Source organism: Pseudomonas sp. NBRC 111124 (assembly GCF_001320245.1).
Classification (GTDB): domain Bacteria; phylum Pseudomonadota; class Gammaproteobacteria; order Pseudomonadales; family Pseudomonadaceae; genus Aquipseudomonas.
Map to the genome: position 1 here is coordinate 100,348 of NZ_BCBA01000048.1, position 23,538 is coordinate 123,885.

16 protein-coding genes are annotated in these 23,538 nt (G+C 63.7%); 7 read left to right on the forward strand and 9 right to left on the reverse strand.

Going from position 1 to position 23,538, the window contains the following annotated elements; genetic code table 11:
• Positions 1-3: 3 nt before the first annotated feature.
• Positions 4-2,823, forward strand: a complete 2,820-nt coding sequence (locus tag APH28_RS19610) for a dermonecrotic toxin domain-containing protein (RefSeq protein WP_060512183.1) — start codon at positions 4-6, stop codon at positions 2,821-2,823.
• Here APH28_RS19610 and APH28_RS19615 read toward each other — a convergent pair.
• The 8 genes from APH28_RS19615 to glnE all read right to left on the reverse strand — a co-directional run bounded on the left by APH28_RS19615 (position 2,784) and on the right by glnE (position 12,789).
• Positions 2,784-4,226, reverse strand: coding sequence for a lipopolysaccharide kinase InaA family protein (locus APH28_RS19615; protein ID WP_060512184.1), 1,443 nt, complete (start codon positions 4,224-4,226; stop codon positions 2,784-2,786). The genes APH28_RS19610 and APH28_RS19615 overlap by 40 nt on opposite strands.
• On the reverse strand, positions 4,226-4,978 hold the full coding sequence (locus APH28_RS19620; protein WP_060512185.1) for a lipopolysaccharide kinase InaA family protein: 753 nt from the start codon (positions 4,976-4,978) through the stop codon (positions 4,226-4,228). The genes APH28_RS19615 and APH28_RS19620 overlap by 1 nt, the downstream gene beginning before the upstream one ends.
• Positions 4,975-5,709, reverse strand: a complete 735-nt coding sequence (locus tag APH28_RS19625) for a lipopolysaccharide kinase InaA family protein (RefSeq protein ID WP_060512186.1) — start codon at positions 5,707-5,709, stop codon at positions 4,975-4,977. Before APH28_RS19625 ends, APH28_RS19620 begins: the two co-directional genes overlap by 4 nt.
• Positions 5,709-6,515, reverse strand: a complete 807-nt coding sequence (rfaP, locus tag APH28_RS19630; protein ID WP_060512187.1) for a lipopolysaccharide core heptose(I) kinase RfaP — start codon at positions 6,513-6,515, stop codon at positions 5,709-5,711. Before rfaP ends, APH28_RS19625 begins: the two co-directional genes overlap by 1 nt.
• Complete coding sequence (locus APH28_RS19635) at positions 6,512-7,636, reverse strand: glycosyltransferase family 4 protein (protein WP_060512188.1); 1,125 nt, start codon at positions 7,634-7,636, stop codon at positions 6,512-6,514. Before APH28_RS19635 ends, rfaP begins: the two co-directional genes overlap by 4 nt.
• Entirely contained in the window at positions 7,636-8,694 is a 1,059-nt protein-coding gene (waaC, locus tag APH28_RS19640) for a lipopolysaccharide heptosyltransferase I (RefSeq protein ID WP_060512189.1), read from the reverse strand. Before waaC ends, APH28_RS19635 begins: the two co-directional genes overlap by 1 nt.
• Positions 8,695-9,744 carry a lipopolysaccharide heptosyltransferase II gene (waaF, locus tag APH28_RS19645; RefSeq protein WP_060512190.1) on the reverse strand — a complete coding sequence of 350 codons (1,050 nt, stop codon included), beginning with the start codon at positions 9,742-9,744 and terminating at the stop codon, positions 8,695-8,697. It abuts the gene before it with no gap.
• Between the two features lie 111 nt (positions 9,745-9,855).
• The gene (gene glnE / locus APH28_RS19650; protein WP_060512191.1) at positions 9,856-12,789 is read right to left on the reverse strand and encodes a bifunctional [glutamate--ammonia ligase]-adenylyl-L-tyrosine phosphorylase/[glutamate--ammonia-ligase] adenylyltransferase; all 2,934 of its coding nucleotides are present in this window, start codon (positions 12,787-12,789) and stop codon (positions 9,856-9,858) included.
• Between the two features lie 383 nt (positions 12,790-13,172).
• Between glnE and aceE the strand changes: the two genes are divergently transcribed.
• The 5 genes from aceE (at position 13,173) to APH28_RS19675 (ending at position 21,824) form a co-directional block, all read left to right on the forward strand.
• Positions 13,173-15,818, forward strand: a complete 2,646-nt coding sequence (aceE, locus tag APH28_RS19655; protein WP_060512192.1) for a pyruvate dehydrogenase (acetyl-transferring), homodimeric type — start codon at positions 13,173-13,175, stop codon at positions 15,816-15,818.
• A gap of 13 nt (positions 15,819-15,831) precedes the next feature.
• Positions 15,832-17,472 carry a dihydrolipoyllysine-residue acetyltransferase gene (gene aceF, locus APH28_RS19660; protein ID WP_060512193.1) on the forward strand — a complete coding sequence of 547 codons (1,641 nt, stop codon included), beginning with the start codon at positions 15,832-15,834 and terminating at the stop codon, positions 17,470-17,472.
• Positions 17,473-17,732: 260 nt separating this feature from the next.
• On the forward strand, positions 17,733-20,417 hold the full coding sequence (locus APH28_RS19665) for a bifunctional diguanylate cyclase/phosphodiesterase (protein ID WP_060512194.1): 2,685 nt from the start codon (positions 17,733-17,735) through the stop codon (positions 20,415-20,417).
• Positions 20,418-20,528: 111 nt separating this feature from the next.
• On the forward strand, positions 20,529-21,197 hold the full coding sequence (gene msrA / locus APH28_RS19670) for a peptide-methionine (S)-S-oxide reductase MsrA (protein ID WP_060512195.1): 669 nt from the start codon (positions 20,529-20,531) through the stop codon (positions 21,195-21,197).
• A 3-nt stretch (positions 21,198-21,200) separates the two neighbouring features.
• Positions 21,201-21,824, forward strand: coding sequence for a glutathione S-transferase (locus APH28_RS19675; protein WP_060512196.1), 624 nt, complete (start codon positions 21,201-21,203; stop codon positions 21,822-21,824).
• A gap of 115 nt (positions 21,825-21,939) precedes the next feature.
• Here APH28_RS19675 and APH28_RS19680 read toward each other — a convergent pair whose 3' ends face one another.
• Positions 21,940-22,443: an ATP-dependent zinc protease gene (locus tag APH28_RS19680; RefSeq protein WP_060512197.1), complete on the reverse strand. Its 504-nt coding sequence runs from the start codon at positions 22,441-22,443 to the stop codon at positions 21,940-21,942.
• Between the two features lie 182 nt (positions 22,444-22,625).
• Here APH28_RS19680 and APH28_RS19685 point away from each other — a divergent pair, with 182 nt between their 5' ends.
• The gene (locus tag APH28_RS19685; protein WP_060512198.1) at positions 22,626-23,513 is read left to right on the forward strand and encodes an acyltransferase; all 888 of its coding nucleotides are present in this window, start codon (positions 22,626-22,628) and stop codon (positions 23,511-23,513) included.
• Positions 23,514-23,538 lie beyond the last annotated feature (25 nt).

Below are 23,538 nucleotides of genomic sequence, written 5' to 3' on the forward strand. Positions count from 1 at the left end.
AGCATGACCCCTCTACAACGCCTTGAAGCGCTGGACACCCAGATCACGGAGCTGCAGCGAGGCCAGCCCGAGCTGGCCACCGGGCTCGCGCCAACAGCGCTGCGCCAGCGCTTTTTCGGTGACCTGGCGCTGTTCTGGAGCGAGGCGGACGAAAGCGGCCAGACCCGCCAGCAGCGCCTGCAACAACTACGTCATGAACAAATGTTGGCAGAGCTGGAACTGCGCCTTGCCGACCAGACCCTCGATGACGACCACATCGCATTGCTGCGCACAAGCCTGGCGTTACCCTTGCCCTGGCAGCGCCAGCACTTGCCCGCAGAGCACCGCGCCCAGCTCTACCGCCCGGTATTCAGCAGCCTCAGCCCCAATCGCCGGCTAGCACTGCCCGGCGCGCTGGTGCTGATCGCCGATGGCCTGCCAGGTACAGCTGCAACACCAGGCGAAAGGACCGGCAAAGCGCTGCTGTGCAGCCTCTCGCACGGCATCGAAGCGTTTGCCAGCTTGGCCGATCTGCATGTGGAATTGTGCGAACGCCTGGACGACCCCTTGCAGAGCGAGCCGCTGCTGCAATGGCTACCGCGCCAGGAGGACCGGCAGTTGATCCAGCGGGCCGATCGCCTGCGGTATGAATGGTTTGCCGAGGACATGGTCGCGCAGCAGGCGCATGACCTGATCGATGTTCAGCGCCAGCGCCTGATGCTCGCCTGGCGCGGGGCATGGGAGCCAGATCAGGCGCCCGACCCGGAGGACGTCAAGCGCTTGCTCAACGAGCAGCAGGCATTGCTCGGTCTGATGGGCAGCCAGCGCGCGCTGGCCACCCGTTACGCCCTGCTGCTGGAAAAACACCTGCCAAGCTGGCTGCGCAACGCCTCTGCGCGTGGCCTGGCGCACATCATGCAGACCCTGCAGGAGCTCGCCGGAGCCATCACCCAGGCAGCAGCGCCAGGCATCCTGACCCTTGAGCAGTTCAACAACCGCAACCACCTGTTGGCCTGGGTCCGCGATCGGCTGGGCCAAGCCCTTCGTCGCGAGCACGGTATTCACACACCCGCCGAACACATTCGCATCCATGTCACCCTTGCCCGACGCAGAGGCCCACTGCTGCATCCGCTGCAACCGTCGAGTTACGTTGCCGCAGCGAGCCGGCCACACGTCGGCGACACGGTGGAGCTGGTGCCGGTCAGCTACAGGCTCGACGAACTGGCGCTGCTCAATATCGCCTGGTTCGATGTGGATTACTGGCTGACTGCTCGGGTCCAGCACGAAGACGGCAGCGCCCTGCCCGGGCTTACGCCACTGAAGGTCAAACAGTTGGTGCGCGAGCTGGATGCCGGGAGTGGCTACCTCCACTATTTGCGCCATGAGTTGCTCGACTCCTTTGCCGGACAATGGCGCATGCAAGCCCATGGCAACATCAACCGCGCACGCATGCACGCTGAAGCGGCCAAGGCCCGTTACGCCAAGCATTTCCTCGAAGATCCGCTGGAACAGGGCTATCGCTGGGCCAGGGCGATCATCCACTACCCCAACAGCAACTGGCGCCCGACCATCGAGACTCACCGCATCGTAGTCCGCCAGTTGCTCATCGAAGGGCATACCCTTCAAGGCGTGCTGCTGCTCAATGCCGAAGCCGCGAGTGTCCATTCACTGGTGGTGTACACCCCCGACGCTCCCGACCGCCGCGCCTGGCGCGAGTTTCGCAACACCCGTGAGCTGTTGCGGACCTTGCGCGACACGCCCACGCTACGCCAATACCTGATTCAACGCGCGCCGCACGCCGATGGCGAGCGGTTCGACAAACTCATGCGCAAGGGGCGCCTGGGCCCCTACGTCGAGCGGCCGCTCATCACCGGTAACTTGTACGAGGCCCGCTATAAGGCCGAAGTGCAAGCACTGATGGCCGAAGCCAATGCGAACAGCCGCAGTAACAACGAAGTGCTGGGGGAGTTCGGCCTGGCCACGCTGCGCCTGATCCTCGACCTGGTCAGCCTGGTGCTGCCTGCGCCCGCCATGTCGGCCCTGGCATTCGGGCGCATGGCCATTTCCATCTGGGATGGCCTGGACGCCATGCACAGGGATGACCACGAAGCGGCCCTGCACCACGCCATCGCGGCGCTCAGCCACACCACCGACGGGCTCAACAGTTTCGCCGGCTCGACGCTGATGCGCAGGGCGCTGCGCGGGCTGCCGCCGCAACCGCCGCGACCACTGCCCAAAACCATTGAAGCGCCAATCGACATCAGCAAGCTGCGCTACCGTATCGACGGCGTGCATGGGGAGGAAGTGTACGAACAGATCAGCGAGACACCCGGCCCCGATCGCTACTTCGTCAAAGACAACCAAGGCCGCCTCTACAACGTCAACTTCGATGGCCATCGGTGGCGGGCCCTCGACCCCAGGCAGCCGGATGCCTATCTGCAACTGCCACTCAAGCGCCTGCGCGATGGGACCTGGGTTGTCGATTCGCCCGTGCTCTGGCACGACGGGCTACCGGACCTGCAGCAAGTGCTGGATGACTGTCGCTTGCAGCCCGCACGTGATGGGCTGCCGATAACGGCAGAAGCCGATCTGTTCGATGACGACGGGCAACTCTATCTGCAGCTGGCCGGCAGGCAGCTACCGGTACGCCGGCACCTGCTGCCCGGCCATTACCATCTGGTGCTGGCCGAGCATACCCTGGGCGCAGTGCACGCCTGGGCAGTACTGCGCCGCCAGGATGGCCAGTGGCGCATCCGCGTGCGCCAACCGGGTCGCAGCAGTGACTGGCTGGCACTGCCGGTAGATTACTCCGACAACCGTGGCAGCAGCCGGTCGAGCCGCTGATGCAGAGCACTGCCGCTTGGCCAGTTACGCAGCAACCGCGCCCGGTCACGGGCATAGGCCGGGGCGAAACTGAGCTGGGTGGCGTGCTGGCACATGGCGTCGAGGTCGATCAGCGACCACTGGCCCTTGTCCCAGAACAGGTTGTGCCCCTTGAAATCGCCATGGCTGATGCGCTCGCGGATCAGCTGCTGCATCACGCGTACCAGCGCATCGACCTGCTCTTCAGGTGCGTCACCGTTGTCTACGTAGGGCGCGAAGCACGCGGTCAGGTCCGGGCCATCGACATACTCGGTGACCAGGTAGGCACGGCTACGCAGGCCCATCACCCGTTGCTCCAGCACCGCCAGTGGGCGTGGCGTGGCGATGTCGAGAAACGCCAGCCTGTGCCCTTCGATCCACGAATGCCAGGCCCGGCTCGGGCGCCAGAAGCGCTTGAACCAGTGAGCGGTGTTCTTGATGTTGTAGCGCTTGAGCACCAGTTTGCGGCCGTTCACCTCGATACGCGCCACACTGGCAGCACCACCGGTTTTATACAGGTGGCCGTTGTCGATCAGCGCATCCGCTTGCTCCAGCACCGGCAGCATCGCGTCTACCTCGTTGCGGCAGATCGCCCGCAGGCCTGAAAGGCTGCGCTCGACACTGAACAGGCTGCACTCGCGGCCGGCCTTTTCCAGGTAGTCCTTCTGCCGCCAGTTGCGCACCTTGTCGACCTGCTTCTGCAGCGCTTCCAGCGGCAGCGCATGCTCGGCATTGGCCAGCAGGTAGTGCACCAGCAGCTCTTCGATGAACGGCTCCAGACGTTTGGGCAACTGGGCGAAGAACACCCCGAGGTTTTCCAGCACGCGCGGGCGTGAAAGCTGCTGGCCAGGCGTCTCAGCCTTGATGCCAGCGCCGTCGATCAGGTACAGCTTGCCGCCGTGGCGCAGCAGGTTGTCCAGGTGCAGGTCTTCCTGCCATAGGCCTTGGGCATGCATCTGCGCCACGGCAGTGAGGGCCTCGCCCAGCACCAGGTGCTGTTCGTCAGCCAGTACTGGCAGGTTTTCCACCGCTGCCCAGGCATCGGCCAGGCTTTCGGCGCCGTCGAGAAACTCGAACAACAACCAGCCGCCCTCGCCTTCTTCGAGGCCGTCGGCAAGCAGTTGTGGCGTGGTGAGGCCTTGTTTGGCCAGCAGCTTCACGCCATCGAGTTCGCGCTGGAAGTGCCGTGCGGCATTGCCGCCGACCAACAGCTTGGCCAGCACCGGGGTACCACGCCACATACCTGCGCCGACATAACGCTGGCCGGGCAGCACCCGCAGCAGACTGAGCAATTGCAGGTCAGCCGTGCCGGCGGCATCGGCCAGGGTGATGCTCAAGGGCAGAGACGGGCTGCGCCCGGCGTCTTTGAGTTGGGACAAGCGCATCAGCGGGCCTCTTTTTCACGACGGCGTTGCGTCAGGCGTTGCAGCCAGGTGCCGACCAAGGCGCTGTCGGCAGGCTGCTGCAGGTAGGCGGCCAGCAACTGGCGCACGTCCGCTTCGCTCCAGGCGCCGGCACGGCGCAGCAGCGGCTCCAGGTCGCGCAGGCGATCGCGCATGCCGAACAGCAGCGGCCGGGTCTTTTCCAGGTCAATCAGCTGCGCTTCCCAGCCTTCGCGGCGCTGGCGCAGGAAGATGTGCTTGGGATAAAAGCAGCCGTGCACCTGGCCGGCACCGTGCAGGGTGCGCGCCAGTTGGCCGCAGCCCTTGAGAATGCCCGCCCGGGCGTCATCGGTGAGCTGCGGCCACTGGGCCAGCAGGCCCTCCAGGTCGCTCCACTCGTCCAGCGCCCGGGTCATCAGGATCGCCCGGTGCTGGCCGTTCTGCTTGCGCTCGCCGTAGAACACCGCTTGCAAGGCCGGGATGCGCAGCTTCTGGTAACGACTGATATTGCGGAACTCGCGAGCGAACGTCGGTTCGCCAAACGGCCGGTGCAAGGTGCGGGTCAGGTAGTCGCTCTGGCGCTTGAGGTAATAACCTTTGCCTTCGAGCTCCAGGCGATAGACGCTGCTCCAGCCGCCGCGGCCGGTGTTGGGTTCGTCCACGGCGTCGAGCTGCAGCGCCCACAGCGCTTCGAAGTCGTTCAAGCCATGGCGTTTGAGCAGCGCGAGGTCCGCGCTGGCCAGGTAATCGGTCATTCCCTTCCCTCGAAGAAGCTCAGCACCTGGCGAATGCGCCGCTTGTCGCGCACATTCAGGCGCTGGCGCCCACGGTACTGCAGGTAGAAACGCAGCCGCTGGGTCGCCGACAGGTGATATTTGGCAACCTTGTCCAGGCAGGCCAGGTCTTTGATCATGCGGTGGCGCCACATGAAGCCACGCCAGAAGTCGCCCGTCGGGCAGTCGATGAAGAATAGCGTGCCCAGGTCGTCAACCAGCAGGTTGCGCCATTTCAGGTCGTTGTGGGCAAAACGGTGTTCGTGCATCACCCGGGTGTGGCGCGCCAGCTGACGGCTCAGCTTGTCGACCCAGAGCCGGTCGGCCAGGCGCGGATCGTTGCGCTCGGCCAGCGCCGAGAGGTCTTCGGTACGTGGCAGTTCGCGGGTGATCATCGCACCCCGGCCAAAGGCCAGGCCCTTGCGTTCCAAGCCCCAGGCCACCACTTCGGCGGTGGGAATCTCCCACTTGGCAAACTGCTTGAGGTTCTGCCATTCGGCCTTGATGCGTGGCCGGCCCAGGTAGCGGCGCATGTGCTTGCCGGCGCCGGTATAGCGCTTGACGTAGTAGTTGACCCCGTCACGCTCGATGCGGATGACCTCGCTGAGCGGGTCACGCGTGAGGTGTTCGCCCTTGAGGGCAAAGACCGCATCGAGGCTGCCGAAGTCCGACGCCAGATGTTCGTAGCCTGGCGCCAGTGTCCAACTCGCCATCAGAGTGCATCCCCATAGCGTTGCTTGCGGTCGTAGAGTTTCTGCGCCTTGCGTTCCAGCCAGGCGAGCAGCGCGGCCTCCTCGGCCAGCACCTGCCGCAGCGGGCGCTGGAAGTAACCGCGCAGGAAGCGCAGCTTGTCGCGTTTTGTCAGGCCGATGTCCAGCGCCGAGAAGTACAGCGCGGCCAGGTCCTTGTCGCGCCAGCGGCGGCTGATTTTCGCCCGGGTCTGGGCGCGATGCAGGTCGATGACCGACAGTTTGAAGTCTTCCGGCGTCACCGGCCGGTCGGTGTGCAGCAGGAAGTGGCAGATGTAACAGTCACGGTGGTTGACCCCGGCGCGGTGCATGCCGCCGGTCATCTTCGCCACTTCAGCGATCAGCGCGCGCTTCAGGCGCGGCTCGGGCGGGTTCTTGACCCAGTCGATGCTGAAGTCTTCCAGGCTGATGGTGGGCGCCAGCTCTTCGGTGATGATGAACGAATGCTGGCTGGCCGGATTGCTGCCACGCTCGCCATAGGCCACGGCGGTCATGGTCGGCACACCCACTTCATGCAGGCGCTGGATGGCCCGCCATTCCTGGCCGGCACCGAGCACCGGCAGCTTGGCGGTGAACAGGTTCTTGAAGATCTCGCCCCAGCCGATGCCGCGGTGAATCTTGACGAAAAAGCCTTCGCCATCGACTTCGGTACGCAGCGTGCGGCGCCCTTCCAGCTCGCGATAGACCTCGCCTTGCAGCGCTTCCACGGCCTCGAAGGCATCACGCCCGGCCCACAGGCGCTTGAAGGGTTCGGCCACTATCAGCTTCATGCGTTCTCCTGCCCCAGAATCACATCGGCAGCATGCTGCGGCATGCTGTACAGGTCAGCGCTGTCGGCAAAGGCCAAGCCGTTGCGCGACCAGTAGGCGCGGGCCTGCCCGTCTTCGAGCATGCGCTGCAGGTAACCATTGAGCTGCTCCTGCTCGAACGGCTCGTCCAACACCAGGCCGCAGTCGGCCTCGGCGATGTAATGGGCATAACCGCAGACCTTGGACACCAGCACCGGCAAGCCGGCCACCAGCGCTTCGAGCAGCACCGTGCCGGTGTTCTCGTTGTAGGCCGGGTGAATCAGCAGGTCGGCACCCAGCAGGAAGCGCGGGATGTCGCTGCGGCCCTTGAGGAACTGCACCTGCTCGCCCAGGCCCAGGGTGGCGCTCTGCAGCTGGAACACCTTGGGGTCGTCCTGACCGATGACCATCAATCTGGTGCGCTTACGCAACGCCGACGGCAACGCGGCCAGGGCCTTGAGGCTACGGTCGACGCCCTTGGTCTTGAAGCCCGAACCGATCTGCACCAGCAACAGGTCATCATCGCCCAGGTTGAATTCCTTGCGGAACTCGGCGCGGATCTCGGCGGCATTGGCCGGCGCCCGGCGGTCCTGGGAGATGCCTGGCGGCAGCAGGTGGAAGCGTTCCACCGGGGTGCCGTAGTGCTTGATGAACAGCGGCTGCTGCACTTCGGAAATCATCAGGACTTCGGTATGGGCGTCCTTGGCGAACACCGCACGCTCATACTCGGCAAAGTGACGGTAGCGGCCCCAGCGACGGTACAGGCCGCCGCGCAGGGTCTGCGCCTTGTCTTCGAAGCAGCCGTCGGCGGCGTAGTACACGTCCAGCCCCGGCATCTTGTTGAAGCCGATCAGGCGGTCCACCGGGCGCTTGGCCAGGTCTGCGGCCATCCAGGCGCTGAGCTTCTCGTTGCGGCGGTGGTTGAAGATCGCCTTCACCGGCGCCACCAGCACTTCGAAGCCCGGCGGAATGTCACCTTCCCAGATCAGCGTGTACACGCGGATCTGGTGGCCCCGCTTCTGGCATTCCAGGGCAATGCGCATGAAATCGCGCTGCAGCCCGCCGAAGGGGAAATATTTGTAAAGCACGAAAGCCAGTTGCATCAACGAACATCCTCAGCCAGCAGCAGCGCGCTCAGGCGGCTCGCTACATGCTCGGGATTCAGGCGAGTGAAGCACAGCGGCCACTCGCGTTTCAGATCGAACCGGCGCAGGTCGTCGGCGCTCGGTTTGTAGGTGCATTTCTTTTGCAGGCAGGGAGCGCATGGCCAATCACTGGCCTGATGAATCTGGGTCCGTCCGTAGGCGCCGGTCAGGCCTGGGTTGGTCGGGCCGAACAGCGAAATGGTCGGCACATCCAGTGCTGCGGCCAGGTGGCCAAGGCCGGTATCTACCGCCACACAGGCCTTGGCCGCCGCCAGCACACGGGCAACGCCGACAAGGTTCAATTTGGGGAGCACCTGGCAGTTGTTCAAGCCCTGGGCAATGCGCTCGGCCCGGGCCTTTTCGGCGGGGTTGCCCCAAGGCAGGCGAACCTGCAGCTTGCGCCGGCCCATGCGCTCGGCCAGTTCGCGCCAATAGGCTTCAGGCCAGTGCTTGGTCGCCCAGGTCGTGCCATGCAGGAACACCACATAGGGCGCAGCCGGTGGCAATTGCAGGCGGTCGAGGTCAAGGCCGTACTGGCCGAGGCCTTCGGGCAGGTCGTAGGCCAGGGCCATGGCGAACAGTTGGCGCACACGCTCAACGGCATGCTGGCCAACAGCGACCGACAACGGCCGGTCGTAAAAGCGGCTGGCCCAGCCTTCACGGGCCGAGAACCGGTCCAGTCCGGCCACCGGCGCCTTGACGTAGCGGGTCAGCCAGGCCGACTTGACCAGGCCCTGGGCATCGATCACCAGGTCATACTTGCGCTCGCGAACACGCTGTTTGAACGCCTTCCACTCGCCGCTCTTGATCGTCTGCCAGATGTTCTTGCGCCAGCGGCGGATTGCCACCGGGATGACCTGGTCGACCGCCGGGTGCCAGCTGGGGATCTCGGCGAAGCCTTCTTCCACCACCCAGTCAAAGCGGATGCCCGGGATGGCATGGGCGGCATCGGTAAGCGCCGGCAGGGTGTGAATCACATCACCCAGCGACGAGGTCTTGATGATCAGTACCCGCACTTAGTCGACCTCGGCCACGGTATCGATCAGGTTCGGACCACCCAGGCTGTGCAGGGCGGCGATGACTTTGCCGGGTTCCAGCAAGCGCAGGCAGTTGTAATGCCCGAAGCGGCAAGTGCGGTCGAAGCACGGGCTGCACTCGATGCCAGTGCGCACCACTTCAACCTGTTCGGCCAGCGGCGGCGTGAAGCCTGGCGAGGTGGAGCCGTACACCGCGACCAGCGGGCGATTCAGCGCGGCGGCCACATGCATCAGGCCGGAGTCGTTGGAGACCACGGCGTCGGCGCAAGACATCAGGTCGATGGCCTCAGCCAGCGAGGTTTCACCCGCCAGGTTATACGACTCTTCACGGAAACCCGGGATCAGGCGGTCGCGGATCTGCTCGCCGACCGGGTGATCATTCTTCGAGCCGAACAGCCACACCTGCCAGCCCTGGCGGATCATCGCGTCGGCCACGGCGGCATAGTGCTCGGCCGGCCAGCGCTTGGCCTCACCAAACTCGGCACCAGGGCACAGCGCCAGCACCGGGCGATCCAGCGCCAGGCCGAACTTGGCCATGGCGGCTTCACGGCTTTGCGCCTCGATCTGCAGGTTCGGGCGTGGATATGGCTGCGGCAACTCGGTGCCAGGCGCGTAGGCCAGGGCCATGAAGCGCTCGATCATCAACGGGTAACGGGCCTTGTCCAGCTTGCGCACATCGTTGAGCAGGCCGAAACGCATTTCGCCGCGCCAACCAGTACGCTTGGGGATGCCGGCAAAGAACGGCACCAGCGCCGACTTCAGCGAGTTGGGCAGCAGGATGGCCTGGTCGTACTCGCCGGCCAGGGACTTGCCGATGCGCCGCCGCGTGGCCAGCTCCAGCGCGCCGTGGCCAAGCGGGAAGCTCAAGGCCTGGCGCACTTCGGGCATGCGTTCGAGGATCGGCCGGCTCCACTCGGGCGCCAGCACGTCGATCACGCAGTCGGGGTGCTGCTGTTTCAGGCACTGGAACAAGGTCTGCGCCATCACCATGTCGCCGACCCAGCTGGGGCCAATGATCAGTATTCTCATGCTTAGTCCAGAAACGCTCGGGGAGGCTACAGGCTGCATACAGCCTGGCCTCCCCTCTTTATATTCAGGCTATGTGGACGACAGTGTACCACTCGGGCCCTTTCCGGGCCTTCAGGTCAGCCCCAGCTCACCCCAGATCCGCCGCACCTGGCGGCGCTCATCGGCAAACTGCGCCGCATCGATCACCCCAGCCTGCTTCTGCAGGGCCTGGCGGTGCGACGCCGAGCGGAACGCCTTGTACACCTCACGCAACAGCACCGCGTCACTGGCCGGCATCAAACCTGCCTGCTCCAGCTCTTCCAGAATGCGGATGTTATCGGTCCATCGGAGTATGGCCGGGTGCTCGTGAGACCAGGCCAAAGCGGCGTATTGCACCATAAATTCGATATCGACGATACCGCCGGCATCCTGCTTGATATCGAACGGCACACCGGCATCGAAGGCGTTGGCCGCAGTACCGGCAAGCGTGGCCTTGGTGCCGAGGTTGTCGCGCATCTTGCCACGCATCTCGCTCACTTCGCTGCGCAACTTGGCAAGGTCCCGGGCCTGGCCCAGGACCTTGGCGCGCACGCCCTCGAACGCCGTCGCCACCTGCTTGCAGCCCACCAGCACACGGGCGCGCACCAGGGCCTGATGCTCCCAGGTCCAGGCCTCGCTCTGCTGATAGCGCTCGAACGCCCCCAGCGAGCTGACCAGCAGCCCCGCCGCGCCGGACGGGCGCAGACGCATGTCGACGTCATACAACTGGCCGGAGTTGGTCTGGGCGGTCAGCAGATGGATGATGCGCTGGCCCAGGCGTGTGAAGAACTGAGCACCGTCGATAGGCTTGGCACCATCGGTTTCCGCTTGCGGGTCGCCATCGTGAATGAACACCAGGTCCAGGTCCGAACCATGGCCCAGCTCCAGGCCGCCGACCTTGCCATAGCCGATGATGATAAAGCCCGGGTCGCACAGGCTGCCGTCGCTGCGCTTGGGCTGCCCATGGCGGGCCACGGTCTGGCGCCAGGCCAGGGCCAGCACCTGGTCGAGAATGGCTTCGGCCAGCCAGGTCAGGTAATCGCTGACTTTCATCAACGGCAGGTTGCCGCTGATCTCGGACGCGGCCACACGCAGGCTGTGGGCCAGCTTGAAGTGGCGAAGCGCTTCCATCTGCTGTTCCAGATCATCCTCAGGGATACGCGTCAGCCGCTCGCGCAGCTCGGCGGCCAGCTCCGGCGCCAGTGGCGGGCTGAACAGGCGGCCTTCGTTGAGCAGCTCATCGAGCAGCAACGGGTAGCGGGCGATCTGCTCGGCGATCCACGGGCTGGCCGCGCAGAGGGTCAGCAAGCGCCGCAGGGCGCCAGGGTTTTCAGTCAGCAGCACCAGGTAAGCCGAACGCCGCGCCACAGCTTCGACCAGCGGCAGCACGCGCTCCAGCACCAGGTCCGGGTTGTCATGCTCCACGGCCTGGGCCAGCAAGCGCGGGATGAAGGCATCCAGGCGCTCGCGGCCGATGCGCTGCATCGAGCGCAGCTGCGGGCTGGCGCGCAGCCCGGCCAAGCGGCGCAGGGCTTCAGCTGGCTGTTTGAAGCCGGCCTCTTCCAGCTGGCGACCCGCGGCATCTTCATCCTGGGCCTGTTCCCACAGTGGCGACCACTCGCCACCCACTACCAGCTCGCCTTCACCTTCGTCTTCATCCGGGTCGGCGATGACCTGGCGGAAGTGCCAGTCGACCCGACCGCGCCAGTACATCAGTTGATCGTGGAAGCTCTGCCAGTCGGCAAAGCCAAGCATATAGGCAACACGCTCACGGTCGAGCTCGCTGTCCGGCAGCATCTGCGTCTGGCGGTCGGCGATGGCCTGGATCGCGTGTTCGGTATATCGCAGGAACTCATAACCTTCGCGCAGCTCTGCGACCACGGCGGGTGGCAGGTATCCCTGGCCTTCCAGGGTTGCCAGCACCTTGAGCAGAGGCCGCAGTTGCAGGCTCAGGTCACGGCCCCCGTGGATCAGTTGGAAGGCCTGGGCGATGAACTCGACCTCGCGGATGCCACCGGCACCCAGCTTGATGTTGTCGGCCATGCCTTTGCGCCGCACTTCCTGCTGTATCAGCTGCTTCATGGTGCGCAGCGCTTCGATCGCCGAGAAGTCCAGGTAGCGTCGGTACACGAATGGCTTGAGCATTTCCTGCAGTTGCGCGCCAGCAGCCTGGTCACCGGCCACCACCCGCGCCTTGATCATCGCATAGCGTTCCCAGTCGCGCCCCTGGTCCTGGTAGTACTGCTCCAGCGCATTGAAGCTGAGCACCAGCGCGCCGGCCGAGCCGTAGGGGCGCAGGCGCATGTCGACACGGAACACGAAGCCGTCGACGGTGACCGGGTCGAGTGCCTTGATCAGACGCTGGCCCAGGCGGGTGAAGAACTCCTGGTTTTCCAGCGAGCGTTTCACCCCTTCGGTTTCGCCGTTTTCGGGGAAGGCGAAGATCAGGTCGATATCCGACGACAGGTTCAGCTCCACCGCGCCCAGCTTGCCCATGCCCAACACCACCATGTGCTGCGGCTGGCCACTGCGGTTGCCGATCGGTGTGCCGAACTGCTGACAGTGGCGCGGGTACAGCCACTGGTAGGCTTCGTCGATGGCCGCGTCGGCGAGGTCAGACAGGTCGCGGCAGGTTTCGCCGAGATCGGCCTGGCGGGTAATGTCACGCCAGATGATGCGCAGCTGCTGGCGGTTGCGCTCACGGCGCAGGTTACGCGCCAGCTCATCTTCACTCTGCGCGGCCTGGGCTACGGCAGCGATGTGCCCGCGCAGCTCGCCCGGGGCGTAACGACGGTCCAGTTCACCGCTGGCGATCAGGGCGAAGAGCATGCCCGGCTCGCGCTGGGCCACGCCAAGTACGAAGTCACTGGCAGCGGCAACCTGATCGAACTGTTGCCGGTGCAACGGGGACCAAGTGTTCAGGTAGAGATCAGCGTGGCCTGCCACGGCATCGCTCAGGAACTGCTGGTTGCGAACGACCAGCGGTTGCAGGGAAGCAGGCAGTTCGAGCGGCAAAGGTAGGCGCATGGTCTATCCTTGATCGGCGTGAAATGGAGGGGAAAAAGCGGCCAAGAGGAAGCCGGACCTCGGTTGGACTGTCATACAAAAGTTGGAAATAGCTGAAAAAAACGAATCATTGGCAAGAAACATCAAGATCCACCTGTTCGCGACACACCGCCAACCAACATGAACGTTTTTCCTCACAAGCCAAGGTGCGACCAAACGTCGCATTTGTGTAGTTTTACTACTACCCATGACGTGCAAAAGCATGAAATGCCGGAGCAAATGTAGTAAAACTACACGGCGCCGGGAGACACCCCGGTAATCCAAGAATTCACGACGTCTGCCCATAAGGCCAGTCGCAAACTCAGGCCCCCGATTCTGGTGGCCTTTCCGCCCTGGAGCAAGCCATGCAAGACCTCGATCCAATCGAAACCCAGGAATGGCTGGATGCCCTGGAGTCGGTCCTCGACAAAGAAGGCGAAGACCGCGCTCATTACCTGATGACCCGCATGGGCGAGCTGGCCACCCGCAGTGGCTCCCAGCTGCCGTACGCAATCACCACGCCATACCGCAACACCATCCCTGTCACCCACGAAGCACGCATGCCTGGCGACCTGTTCATGGAACGCCGCATTCGCTCGATGGTGCGTTGGAACGCGCTGGCCATGGTGATGCGCACCAACCTGAAGGATTCGGACCTGGGCGGCCACATCTCCAGCTTCGCTTCCAGTGCCACCCTGTACGACATCGGCTTCAACTACTTCTTCCAGGCGCCAACGGAAGAACACGGCGGCGACCTGATCTTCTTCCAGGGCCACGCATCGCCAGGCGTCTACGCCCGTGCCTTCATGGAAGGCCGCATCAACGAAGACCAGATGAACAACTTCCGTCAGGAAGTGGACGGCAACGGCCTGTCTTCGTACCCGCACCCATGGCTGATGCCTGACTTCTGGCAGTTCCCGACCGTTTCGATGGGTCTGGGCCCGATCCAGGCTATCTACCAGGCACGCTTCATGAAGTACCTGGAAGCCCGTGGCTTCATCCCGGCCGGCAAGCAGAAGGTCTGGTGCTTCATGGGCGACGGCGAGTGCGACGAGCCGGAATCCCTGGGCGCAATCGCCCTGGCTGGCCGCGAGAAGCTGGACAACCTGATCTTCGTCATCAACTGCAACCTGCAGCGCCTCGACGGCCCGGTTCGCGGCAACGGCAAGATCATCCAGGAACTCGAAGGCGTGTTCCGTGGCGGTGGCTGGAACGTCAACAAGGTCGTCTGGGGCCGCTTCTGGGACCCACTGTTCGCCAAGGACACCAACGGTGCCCTGCAGCGCCGCATGGACGAAGTCATCGACGGCGAGTACCAGAATTACAAAGCCAAAGACGGCGCGTACGTTCGTGAGAACTTCTTCAACACGCCAGAACTCAAGGCCATGGTCGAAGACCTGTCCGACGACGAGATCTGGAAGCTCAACCGTGGCGGCCACGACCCGTACAAGGTCTACGCAGCGTACCACCAGGCTGTGAACCACAAGGACCAGCCGACCGTCATCCTGGCCAAGACCATCAAGGGTTACGGTACCGGTGCTGGCGAAGCCAAGAACACCGCGCACAACACCAAGAAGGTCGACGTCGACAGCCTGCGTCACTTCCGTGACCGCTTCGACATCCCGGTCAAGGATGCCGACCTTGAGAACCTGCCGTTCTTCAAGCCCGAAGAAGGTTCTGCCGAAGCCAAGTACCTGGCCGAGCGCCGCAATGCCCTGGGTGGTTTCGTGCCTCAGCGCCGCGCCAAGAGCTTCAGCGTGCCGACTCCACCACTGGAAACGCTGAAAGCGATCCTGGACGGTTCGGGCGACCGCGAAATCTCCACCACCATGGCCTTCGTGCGTATCCTCGCGCAGCTGGTCAAGGACAAGGACATCGGCCAGCGCATCGTCCCGATCATCCCGGACGAAGCCCGTACCTTCGGTATGGAAGGCATGTTCCGCCAGCTGGGCATCTACTCGTCGGTCGGCCAGCTCTACGAGCCAGTCGATAAAGACCAGGTGATGTTCTACCGCGAAGACAAGAAGGGCCAGATCCTCGAGGAAGGCATCAACGAAGCCGGCGCCATGTCGTCGTTCATCGCTGCCGGTACCTCGTACAGCTGCCACAACCAGCCGATGCTGCCGTTCTACATCTTCTACTCGATGTTCGGCTTCCAGCGCATTGGCGACCTGGCCTGGGCCGCTGGCGACAGCCGCACCCGTGGCTTCCTGATCGGCGGTACCGCCGGCCGTACCACCCTCAACGGTGAAGGCCTGCAGCACGAAGACGGTCACAGCCACATGATGGCGGGCACCATCCCGAACTGCCGCACCTATGATCCAACCTACGGCTACGAGCTGGCGGTGATCATCCAGGACGGCATGAAGAAGATGACCGAAGAGCAACAGGACATCTTCTACTACATCACCGTGATGAACGAATCCTACCAGCAGCCAGCCATGCCGGCCGGTGTCGAGGAAGGCATCATCAAGGGCATGTACCTGCTCGAAGAAGACACTCGCGAAGCCGCGCACCATGTGCAGCTGATGGGCTCCGGCACCATCCTGCGCGAAGTCCGCGAAGCGGCGAAGATCCTGCGTGAAGAGTTCAACGTCGGCGCCGACGTATGGAGCGTCACCAGCTTCAACGAACTGCGTCGCGACGGCCTGGCCGTGGAACGTGCCAACCGCCTGAAGCCTGGCCAGAAGCCACAGCAGACCTACGTCGAGCAGTGCCTGAACGGTCGCAAAGGTCCGGTCATCGCGTCCACCGACTACATGAAGCTGTTCGCCGAGCAGATTCGCCAGTGGGTGCCGAGCAAAGAGTTCAAAGTCCTGGGTACCGACGGTTACGGTCGCAGCGACAGCCGCAAGAAGCTGCGTCACTTCTTCGAAGTCGACCGCCACTTCGTGGTGCTGGCTGCCCTGGAAGCCCTGGCTGACCGCGGCGAGATCGAACCCAAGGTTGTGGCTGACGCCATCGTCAAGTTCGGCATCGACCCGGACAAGCGCAACCCACTGGACTGCTGAGGAGTATTTTTAAGTGAGCGAACTCATTCGCGTACCTGACATCGGCAGCGGTGAAGGTGAAATCATCGAGCTGTTCGTCAAGGTCGGTGATCGTATCGAGGCTGACCAGAGCCTGCTGACCCTGGAGTCCGACAAGGCCTCCATGGAGATTCCGGCGCCCAAGGCCGGTGTGATCAAGGAACTGAAGGTCAAGCTGGGCGACCGCCTGAAAGAAGGCGACGAGTTGCTGGTCCTGGAAGCCGAGGGCGCCGCTGCTGCGGCCCCTGAGGCTCCGGCTGCTGCCGCTGCTCCTGCTCAGGCTGCTGCGCCGGCTCCGGCCGCCGAAGCCGCCCCTGCTCCGGCAGCGGCCCCGGCTGCCGCCAGCGTGCAGGACATTCACGTACCGGACATCGGCTCGTCGGGCAAGGCCAAGATCATCGAAGTGCTGGTCAAGGTCGGCGACACCGTCGAAGCCGACCAGTCGCTGATTACCCTGGAGTCCGACAAGGCCTCCATGGAAATCCCGTCGCCGGCTGCCGGCGTGGTCGAAGAAGTCCTGTGCAAGCTGGAAGACGAAGTTGGCACTGGCGACCTGATCTTCAAGCTGAAAGTCGCTGGCGCTGCCCCGGCAGCCGCTCCGGCTCCGGCCGCTGCCGCACCGGCCAAGGCTGAAGCAGCTCCAGCTGCCGCACCTGCCGCTGCCGCCCCGGCAGCTGCTCCTGCTCCGGTCGCGACTGCACCGGCCGCCGGCAGCAATGCCAAGGTTCACGCCGGCCCGGCAGTTCGCCAGCTGGCCCGTGAATTCGGTGTGGAGCTGGGCGCAGTTGCCGCCACCGGCCCGCACGGTCGCATCCTCAAAGAAGACGTGCAGGTCTACGTCAAGGCGATGATGCAAAAGGCATCGGGCGCACCAACAGCCGCTGGCGCAACCGGCGGCGCTGGCATCCCGCCGATCCCGGCAGTGGACTTCAGCAAGTTCGGTGAAGTGGAAGAAGTCGCCCTCACCCGCCTGATGCAGGTCGGTGCCGCCAACCTGCACCGCAGCTGGCTGAACGTGCCGCACGTGACCCAGTTCGACTCTGCCGACATCACCGAGCTGGAAGCCTTCCGCGTTGCGCAGAAGGCTGTGGCCGAGAAGGCTGGCGTCAAGCTGACCGTGCTGCCACTGCTGCTCAAGGCCTGCGCCTTCCTGCTCAAGGAACTGCCGGACTTCAACAGCTCGCTGGCGCCAAGCGGCAAGGCCATCATCCGCAAGAAGTACGTGCACATCGGCTTCGCCGTGGACACCCCGGACGGCCTGCTGGTCCCTGTGATCAAGAACGTCGACCAGAAGAGCCTGCTGCAACTGGCTGCCGAAGCCGCTGCACTGGCCGAGAAGGCGCGCACCAAAAAGCTGTCGGCCGACGACATGCAAGGTGCCTGCTTCACCATCTCCAGCCTCGGCCACATTGGCGGCACCGGCTTCACGCCGATCGTCAACGCGCCGGAAGTGGCGATCCTGGGCGTCTCCAAGGCGACCATGCAGCCCGTCTGGGATGGCAAGGCCTTCCAGCCGAAGCTGATGCTGCCGCTGTCGCTGTCCTACGATCACCGTGTGATCAACGGCGCTGCCGCCGCGCGCTTCACCAAGCGCCTGGGCGATGTGCTGGGCGATATCCGCACCATGCTGCTGTAAGGCGGCACACTGCCCCTCCTTGCGAGGGGCAGTACTCTTTTCGAGCTGCCACGCTCGTACCTCAACCCCGTCGATTGGCGGGGCTTTTTTTTGTCCGGCGTCAGGCGCCAAAAATCCCAAGGCAACCTAAGGATTCCACCCCTGCGGCCGAAAACCTGTACATGACATCCCTCATGGCCGCTTGCCAGCCTCAGGGACATGATGCAACCTTGCCAGATGCGCCGCCGACCAGGCCGCGTCCCCCTTCAAGCGAGTCTTCGATGAAAAGCCAACCCGATGCCGCCAGCCGTGTGGCGGCCGAGGTCGTCACGCAGCTTCCCGTGCCCTCGCGGCTCGGCATGCTGCGTTTCGAAAGGCTGAACGAAGCCAACTGGGCGATGCTCTTCCTGGACCCGGCCTGCGACCGCCAGTTCGGCCTGCCCGCATCCGAGCTGTGCGCGCTCATCGACTCGCCCTACGCCAGCCTGATGGAGCCCGAGGCACGCTACCGGTTGCACGATGAAATCCAGCTGCAACTGAGCAAACGCGGCTACTACCGCGTGCGCTACACCCTGCATACCCAGGCCCGAGCACTGCGCCTGCTGGAAGCCGGCGAGGCGTTCAAGCAGCACAACCGGCAACTGCTGCGCGGGTTCCTGACGGTGCTCGACGACGATGACGAAAGCGACCTCGACACCAACGACCTGGAGTCGCGCAACAACCGCCTGCAGCTGGCCCTGCAGATCAACCAGCGCGCCCAGCAGGAACAGCTAGAGCACCTGGAGCGCGTGCGCGCCCAGCAGGACCTCATCCTGCGCCTGGCTCGCCAGCGCTACACTGCAGAAAACTCGCTGCTCGAAGCCGCCCAACTGATCACCCGCAGCGCCTGCGAAATCTACAAGGTCGACAGCGCCAGCATCTGGTACCTGGAAGAACAGCGCCTGGAGCCGATCAGTGCCTGGCTGCGCGGTCAACAGGAGCACCGCCTGCCCGAGCCGATCGATGCCAGCCGCTTCCCCGACTATCTCGAAGCCCTGCACGCCAGCCGCGCCATCGACGCGCACAACGCCAACCATGACCCGCGTACCCGTGAGCTGGCCGAGAGCCTGTATGCCGACAACAACGCCATGCTCGACGCCAGTATCCGCGTCGATGGCCAGGTGATCGGCGTGCTGTGCCTGGAGCAGACTGGCCAGCCACGCACCTGGCAGTCCGATGAAATCGCCTTTGCCGGCGAGTTGGCCGACCAGTTCGCCCAGGTCATCACCAACCACAACCGGCGCACCGCCGCCAGCGCCCTGCACCTGTTCCAGCGGGCCGTGGAGCAGAGCGCCAGCGCCTTCCTGCTGGTCAACCGCGAAGGCGTGGTGGAGTACGTGAACCCGAGCTTCACGGCGATCACCCAGTACAGCACCGAGGAAGTCCAGGGCCACCATCTGGCCGAGCTGCCAGCCCTGGAAAACCTCAGCGAGCTGCTGTTCGACTCGCCGTCGAGCCTGGCCATGGGCAACAGTTGGCAGGGCGAATTCAAGAGCCGGCGCAAAAACCTGGAACCTTACTGGGGCCAATTGTCGATCTCCAAGGTGTACGGCGACAACCGTGAGCTGACCCACTACATAGGCATCTACGAAGACATCACCCAGACCAAGCTGGCCCAGCAACGCATCGAGCGCCTGGCCTACACCGACAACCTGACCAACCTGGGCAACCGCCCGGCGTTCATCCGCAAGCTCGACGAGCGCTTCGCCCGCGACAGCCAGAACCCGATCTGCCTGCTGCTGGTGGACATCGACAATTTCAAGCGGATCAACGACAGCCTCGGCCACCAGACCGGGGACAAGCTGCTGATCAGCCTGGCCCGGCGCCTGCGCAACAGCCTGAGCATCAACGGCGTGCTGGCCCGCTTCGCCAGCAACGAGTTTGCCGTGCTGCTCGACGATACCAGCCTGGAGGACGGCCAAGGTGTTGCCCTGCAGTTGCTGCGCACCCTCGACAAGCCGATGTTCGTCGACAACCAGCTGATCAACGTCACCGCCTCGGTGGGCCTTGCCTGTGCGCCGCTGCACGGCAGTGACCCGACCACCCTGATGAAGAACGCCGGCCTCGCCCTGCACAAGGCCAAGGCCAACGGCAAACACCAGGTGCAGGTGTTCACCGAAGTGCTCAACGCCGAGGCCAGCTACAAGCTGTTCGTCGAGAACAACCTGCGCCGCGCCCTGACCCAGAACGAGCTGGAGGTGTTCTACCAGCCCAAACTGTGCCTGCGCAGCGGTCGCCTGCTCGGTCTGGAAGCGCTGCTGCGCTGGAACCACCCCGAGCGCGGCATGATCCGCCCGGACCAGTTCATCAGCGTGGCCGAAGAAACCGGCCTGATCATCCCCATTGGCAAGTGGGTGGTGCGCCAGTCGTGCCGCATGAGCCAGCAGCTGCAGCAAGCCGGCATGGGCTGCCTGCACGTGGCCATCAACCTGTCGCCCAAGCAGTTTTCCGACCCCGACCTGGTGGCATCGATCGCCTCCATCCTCAAGGAAGAAGGCTTGCCTGCACACCTGCTGGAGCTGGAACTGACAGAGGGGCTGTTGCTGGAAGCCTCCGAAGACACCCACCGCCAGCTCGACGAGCTCAAGGCCCTGGGCCTGACCCTGGCCATGGACGACTTCGGCACCGGTTATTCGTCGTTGAGCTACCTGAAGAAGTTTCCGATCGACATCATCAAGATCGACCGCAGCTTCATCAACGAGATCCCCGATAACCAGGACGACATGGAAATCACCTCGGCGGTGGTGGCCATGGCCCACAACCTCAAGCTCAAGGTGGTGGCAGAGGGCATCGAGACGCCGGAACAACTGGCATTCCTGCGCCGACACCGCTGCGACGTCGGCCAGGGCTACCTGTTCGACCGGCCGATCCCAGGCCGGGAGCTTGAAGAAAAACTCAAGCGCTACCCGCGCGGTCCAATGGCCTGACAGCTGCTTAAAGCTCGGGCACTATACAAACCATTCGCGATCCTTGTGGGAGCGGGCAAGCCCGCGAAGGCCCCAACACCTATCCAACTGACTAAACACAGAGGAACAGCCATGGTCCTGCGTTCGGAAATCCTGGTGAACAAAAACGTCATGCCCACTGCGGAGCAGGCCCTGCCTGGCCGCGAGACGCCCATGCAGCTGCCCGAATTCCACTACGTATTCGAAGGCACCCCATTGCTCGGCCCGTTCTTCGAAGGCGCAATCGACTTCGCCATCTTCGGCCTGGGTTGCTTCTGGGGCGCCGAGCGCCGCTTCTGGCAGCGGGAAGGCGTGGTCAGCACCGTGGTCGGCTACGCCGGCGGCTTCACCCCGAACCCGACCTACGAAGAAGTCTGCTCGGGCCTGACTGGCCACACCGAAGTGGTGCTGGTGGTGTTCGACAAGGACAAGGTCAGCTATCAGGAACTGCTGGCGATGTTCTGGGAACTGCACAATCCGACCCAAGGCATGCGCCAGGGCAACGACATTGGCACCCAGTACCGCTCGGCTATCTATTGCACCAGCCCTGAACAGTTGGAACAGGCCAAGGCCAGCCGCGACGCCTTCCAGGCCGAACTGAGCAAGGCCGGCTTCGGTGAAATCACCACCGAGATCGACCAGGCACCGACCGTGTACTTCGCCGAGGCCTACCACCAGCAGTACCTGGCCAAGAACCCCAACGGCTACTGCGGCATCGGCGGCACTGGCGTGTGCCTGCCACCGAGCCTGCAGGGCAACTGAACCATGAGCACGATGACCCTGTTCCATTCGCCGCTGTCGCCCTTCGTGCGCAAGGTCATGGTGGTGCTGCACGAGACCGGCCAGCTGCAACGCGTAAGCTTGCAGGCGGTGAACATCAGCCCGGTGAGCGGCGACGAGCAGCTCAACCAGGGCAACCCGATTGGCAAGATTCCGGCCCTGCGCCTGGAAGACGGCACCGTGCTGCACGACAGCCGGGTGATCTGCGAGTACCTCGACCTGCAGCATGTCGGCCTGCCGCTGCTGCCGCGCGAGGGTTCGGCACGCTGGCGGCGCATGACCTTGGCGTCACAGGCTGACGCGATCATGGATGCGGCGGTTCTGAGCCGCTATGAAAGTTTCCTGCGGCCTGAAGAAAAGCGCTGGGAAGGCTGGCTCGAGGCGCAAGCCGAGAAGATTCGCCGCAGCCTGGCCAACCTTGAGCAGGAGCACTTGGCGGAGCTGGCGTCAGGGTTCGATCTCGCGGCGATAGGCGTGGCGTGTGCGCTGGGGTATCTGGACCTGCGTCAGCCGGCGTTCGGCTGGCGTGAGCGCCAGCCTGGTTTGGCGGCATGGTATGCCGATGTGGCGAAACGTCCGTCGATGATTGCCACTGCTCCAGTGGCCTGAAGGGCCTCTTCGCGGGTAAACCCGCCCCCACAGGAACGACGCAGGCTTCAAGGCCTGTGCAGTACCTGTGGGAGCGGGTTTACCCGCGAAAGGGCCGGCAAGGTCGACATCAATTTCAGCAGTCAGGATTGCCCGCAGTAAACTTCTTGGCCGGGTTCACCGCCGCCTTGAACTGGCGCAATGCCTTGGAGCCAATCAACAACGGGTAGTTGAAGTGGCTGCGGTCCACCAGGTTGACCTCCATGGTGCGTTTCTCGCCACCCAGGCACATCTCCAGGTCGATCACCGGCCGCTTGGAGACTTCCGGCGCATCGCCCTCGTCCTCTTCCTCGGCACGCCCCTTGATCTTACTGATGCGCGAGACCTGATGCTCATAGACCTTGCCGTCGGAGTCCTTGGTCGCGAGGCGGAAACGTACCCACTCCTCACCATCGCGGGTGAACAACTCGACGTCCTTGGCCGACAGCGACGCAGTCCAGGCACCGGTGTCCATCTTGGCCTTCAGGGTCTGGCCCCCTAATTCCGGCAACTTGATGTTCTCGTAGCGGCCATAAAGCGTGGGTTCGGCGGCCATCACCGGCAACGCCAACAGCGATAAGAGTGCAAGCAGAGATTTCACAGGCAGGCTTCCTTGAGAAGGGTCAGTGCTTAGACTGCACTGGCAGGATAGGTTCGCTGTCACAAGCCTAACCAACATGTTGTGAAACATTTGTCCCTGCCGTCGAGCATTGGACATTTGGCGTAGGCCACGCTGCTGCTTATCATTGCGCCCTGCTAATTTCCCACAACAAGAGTCCCCATATGCGTCGCCTGTTTACCGGCATTCTCACGACCATCCTGCTGCTGCTCAACACCGTGGTGTTGATCTGCCCGCTGCTGGTCTTCGCCCTGCTCAAGCTGGTGCTGCCAGGCCGTGGCCGTGACTATGCCTCGTGGGCGGTGATGTGGGTGGCTGAAACCTGGTCGGAAATCGACAAGGCCATCTTCGCCCTGTGCATCCCGACGAAATGGGACATTCGCGGCGTCGAGAACCTGCGCAAGGACACCTCGTACCTGGCGGTCAGCAACCACCAGACCTGGGTCGACATCCCGGCGCTGATCGAAAGCCTCAATCGCCGCACACCGTTCTTCAAGTTCTTCCTCAAGAAGGAGCTGATCTGGGTACCGCTGCTGGGCCTGGCCTGGTGGGGCCTCGACTACCCGTTCATGAAGCGCTACAGCAAGGCGTACCTGGAAAAGCACCCGGAACTCAAGGGCAAGGACCTGGAGATCACCAAGGCCGCCTGCGAGCTGTTCAAGCGCCAACCGGTAACCGTGGTCAACTACCTCGAAGGCACCCGCTTCACCGAGGCCAAACACCGCGAACAGCATTCACCCTATCGCTATCTGCTCAAGCCCAAGGCCGGCGGCGTGGCCTTCGTGCTGGCCGCGCTGGGCGAGCAACTGGACGCGTTGCTGGACGTGACCATTGTCTATCCCGGCAAGCAGGCGCCGGGCTTCTGGGCCCTGCTCAATGGCAGCATTAGCCGGGTGATTATCGACATTCAGGTGCGTGAGCTGGACCCAGCGTTGTGGGAAGGGGATTACGAGAATGATCCGGCCTTCCGCCAGAGCGTGCAGGCCTGGGTGAATCAGCTGTGGCTGGAAAAGGACCAGCGTATCGAGCAGCTGCGCGCTGAAATGAACTGAGTTTATTGCCTGCACTGGCCTCTTC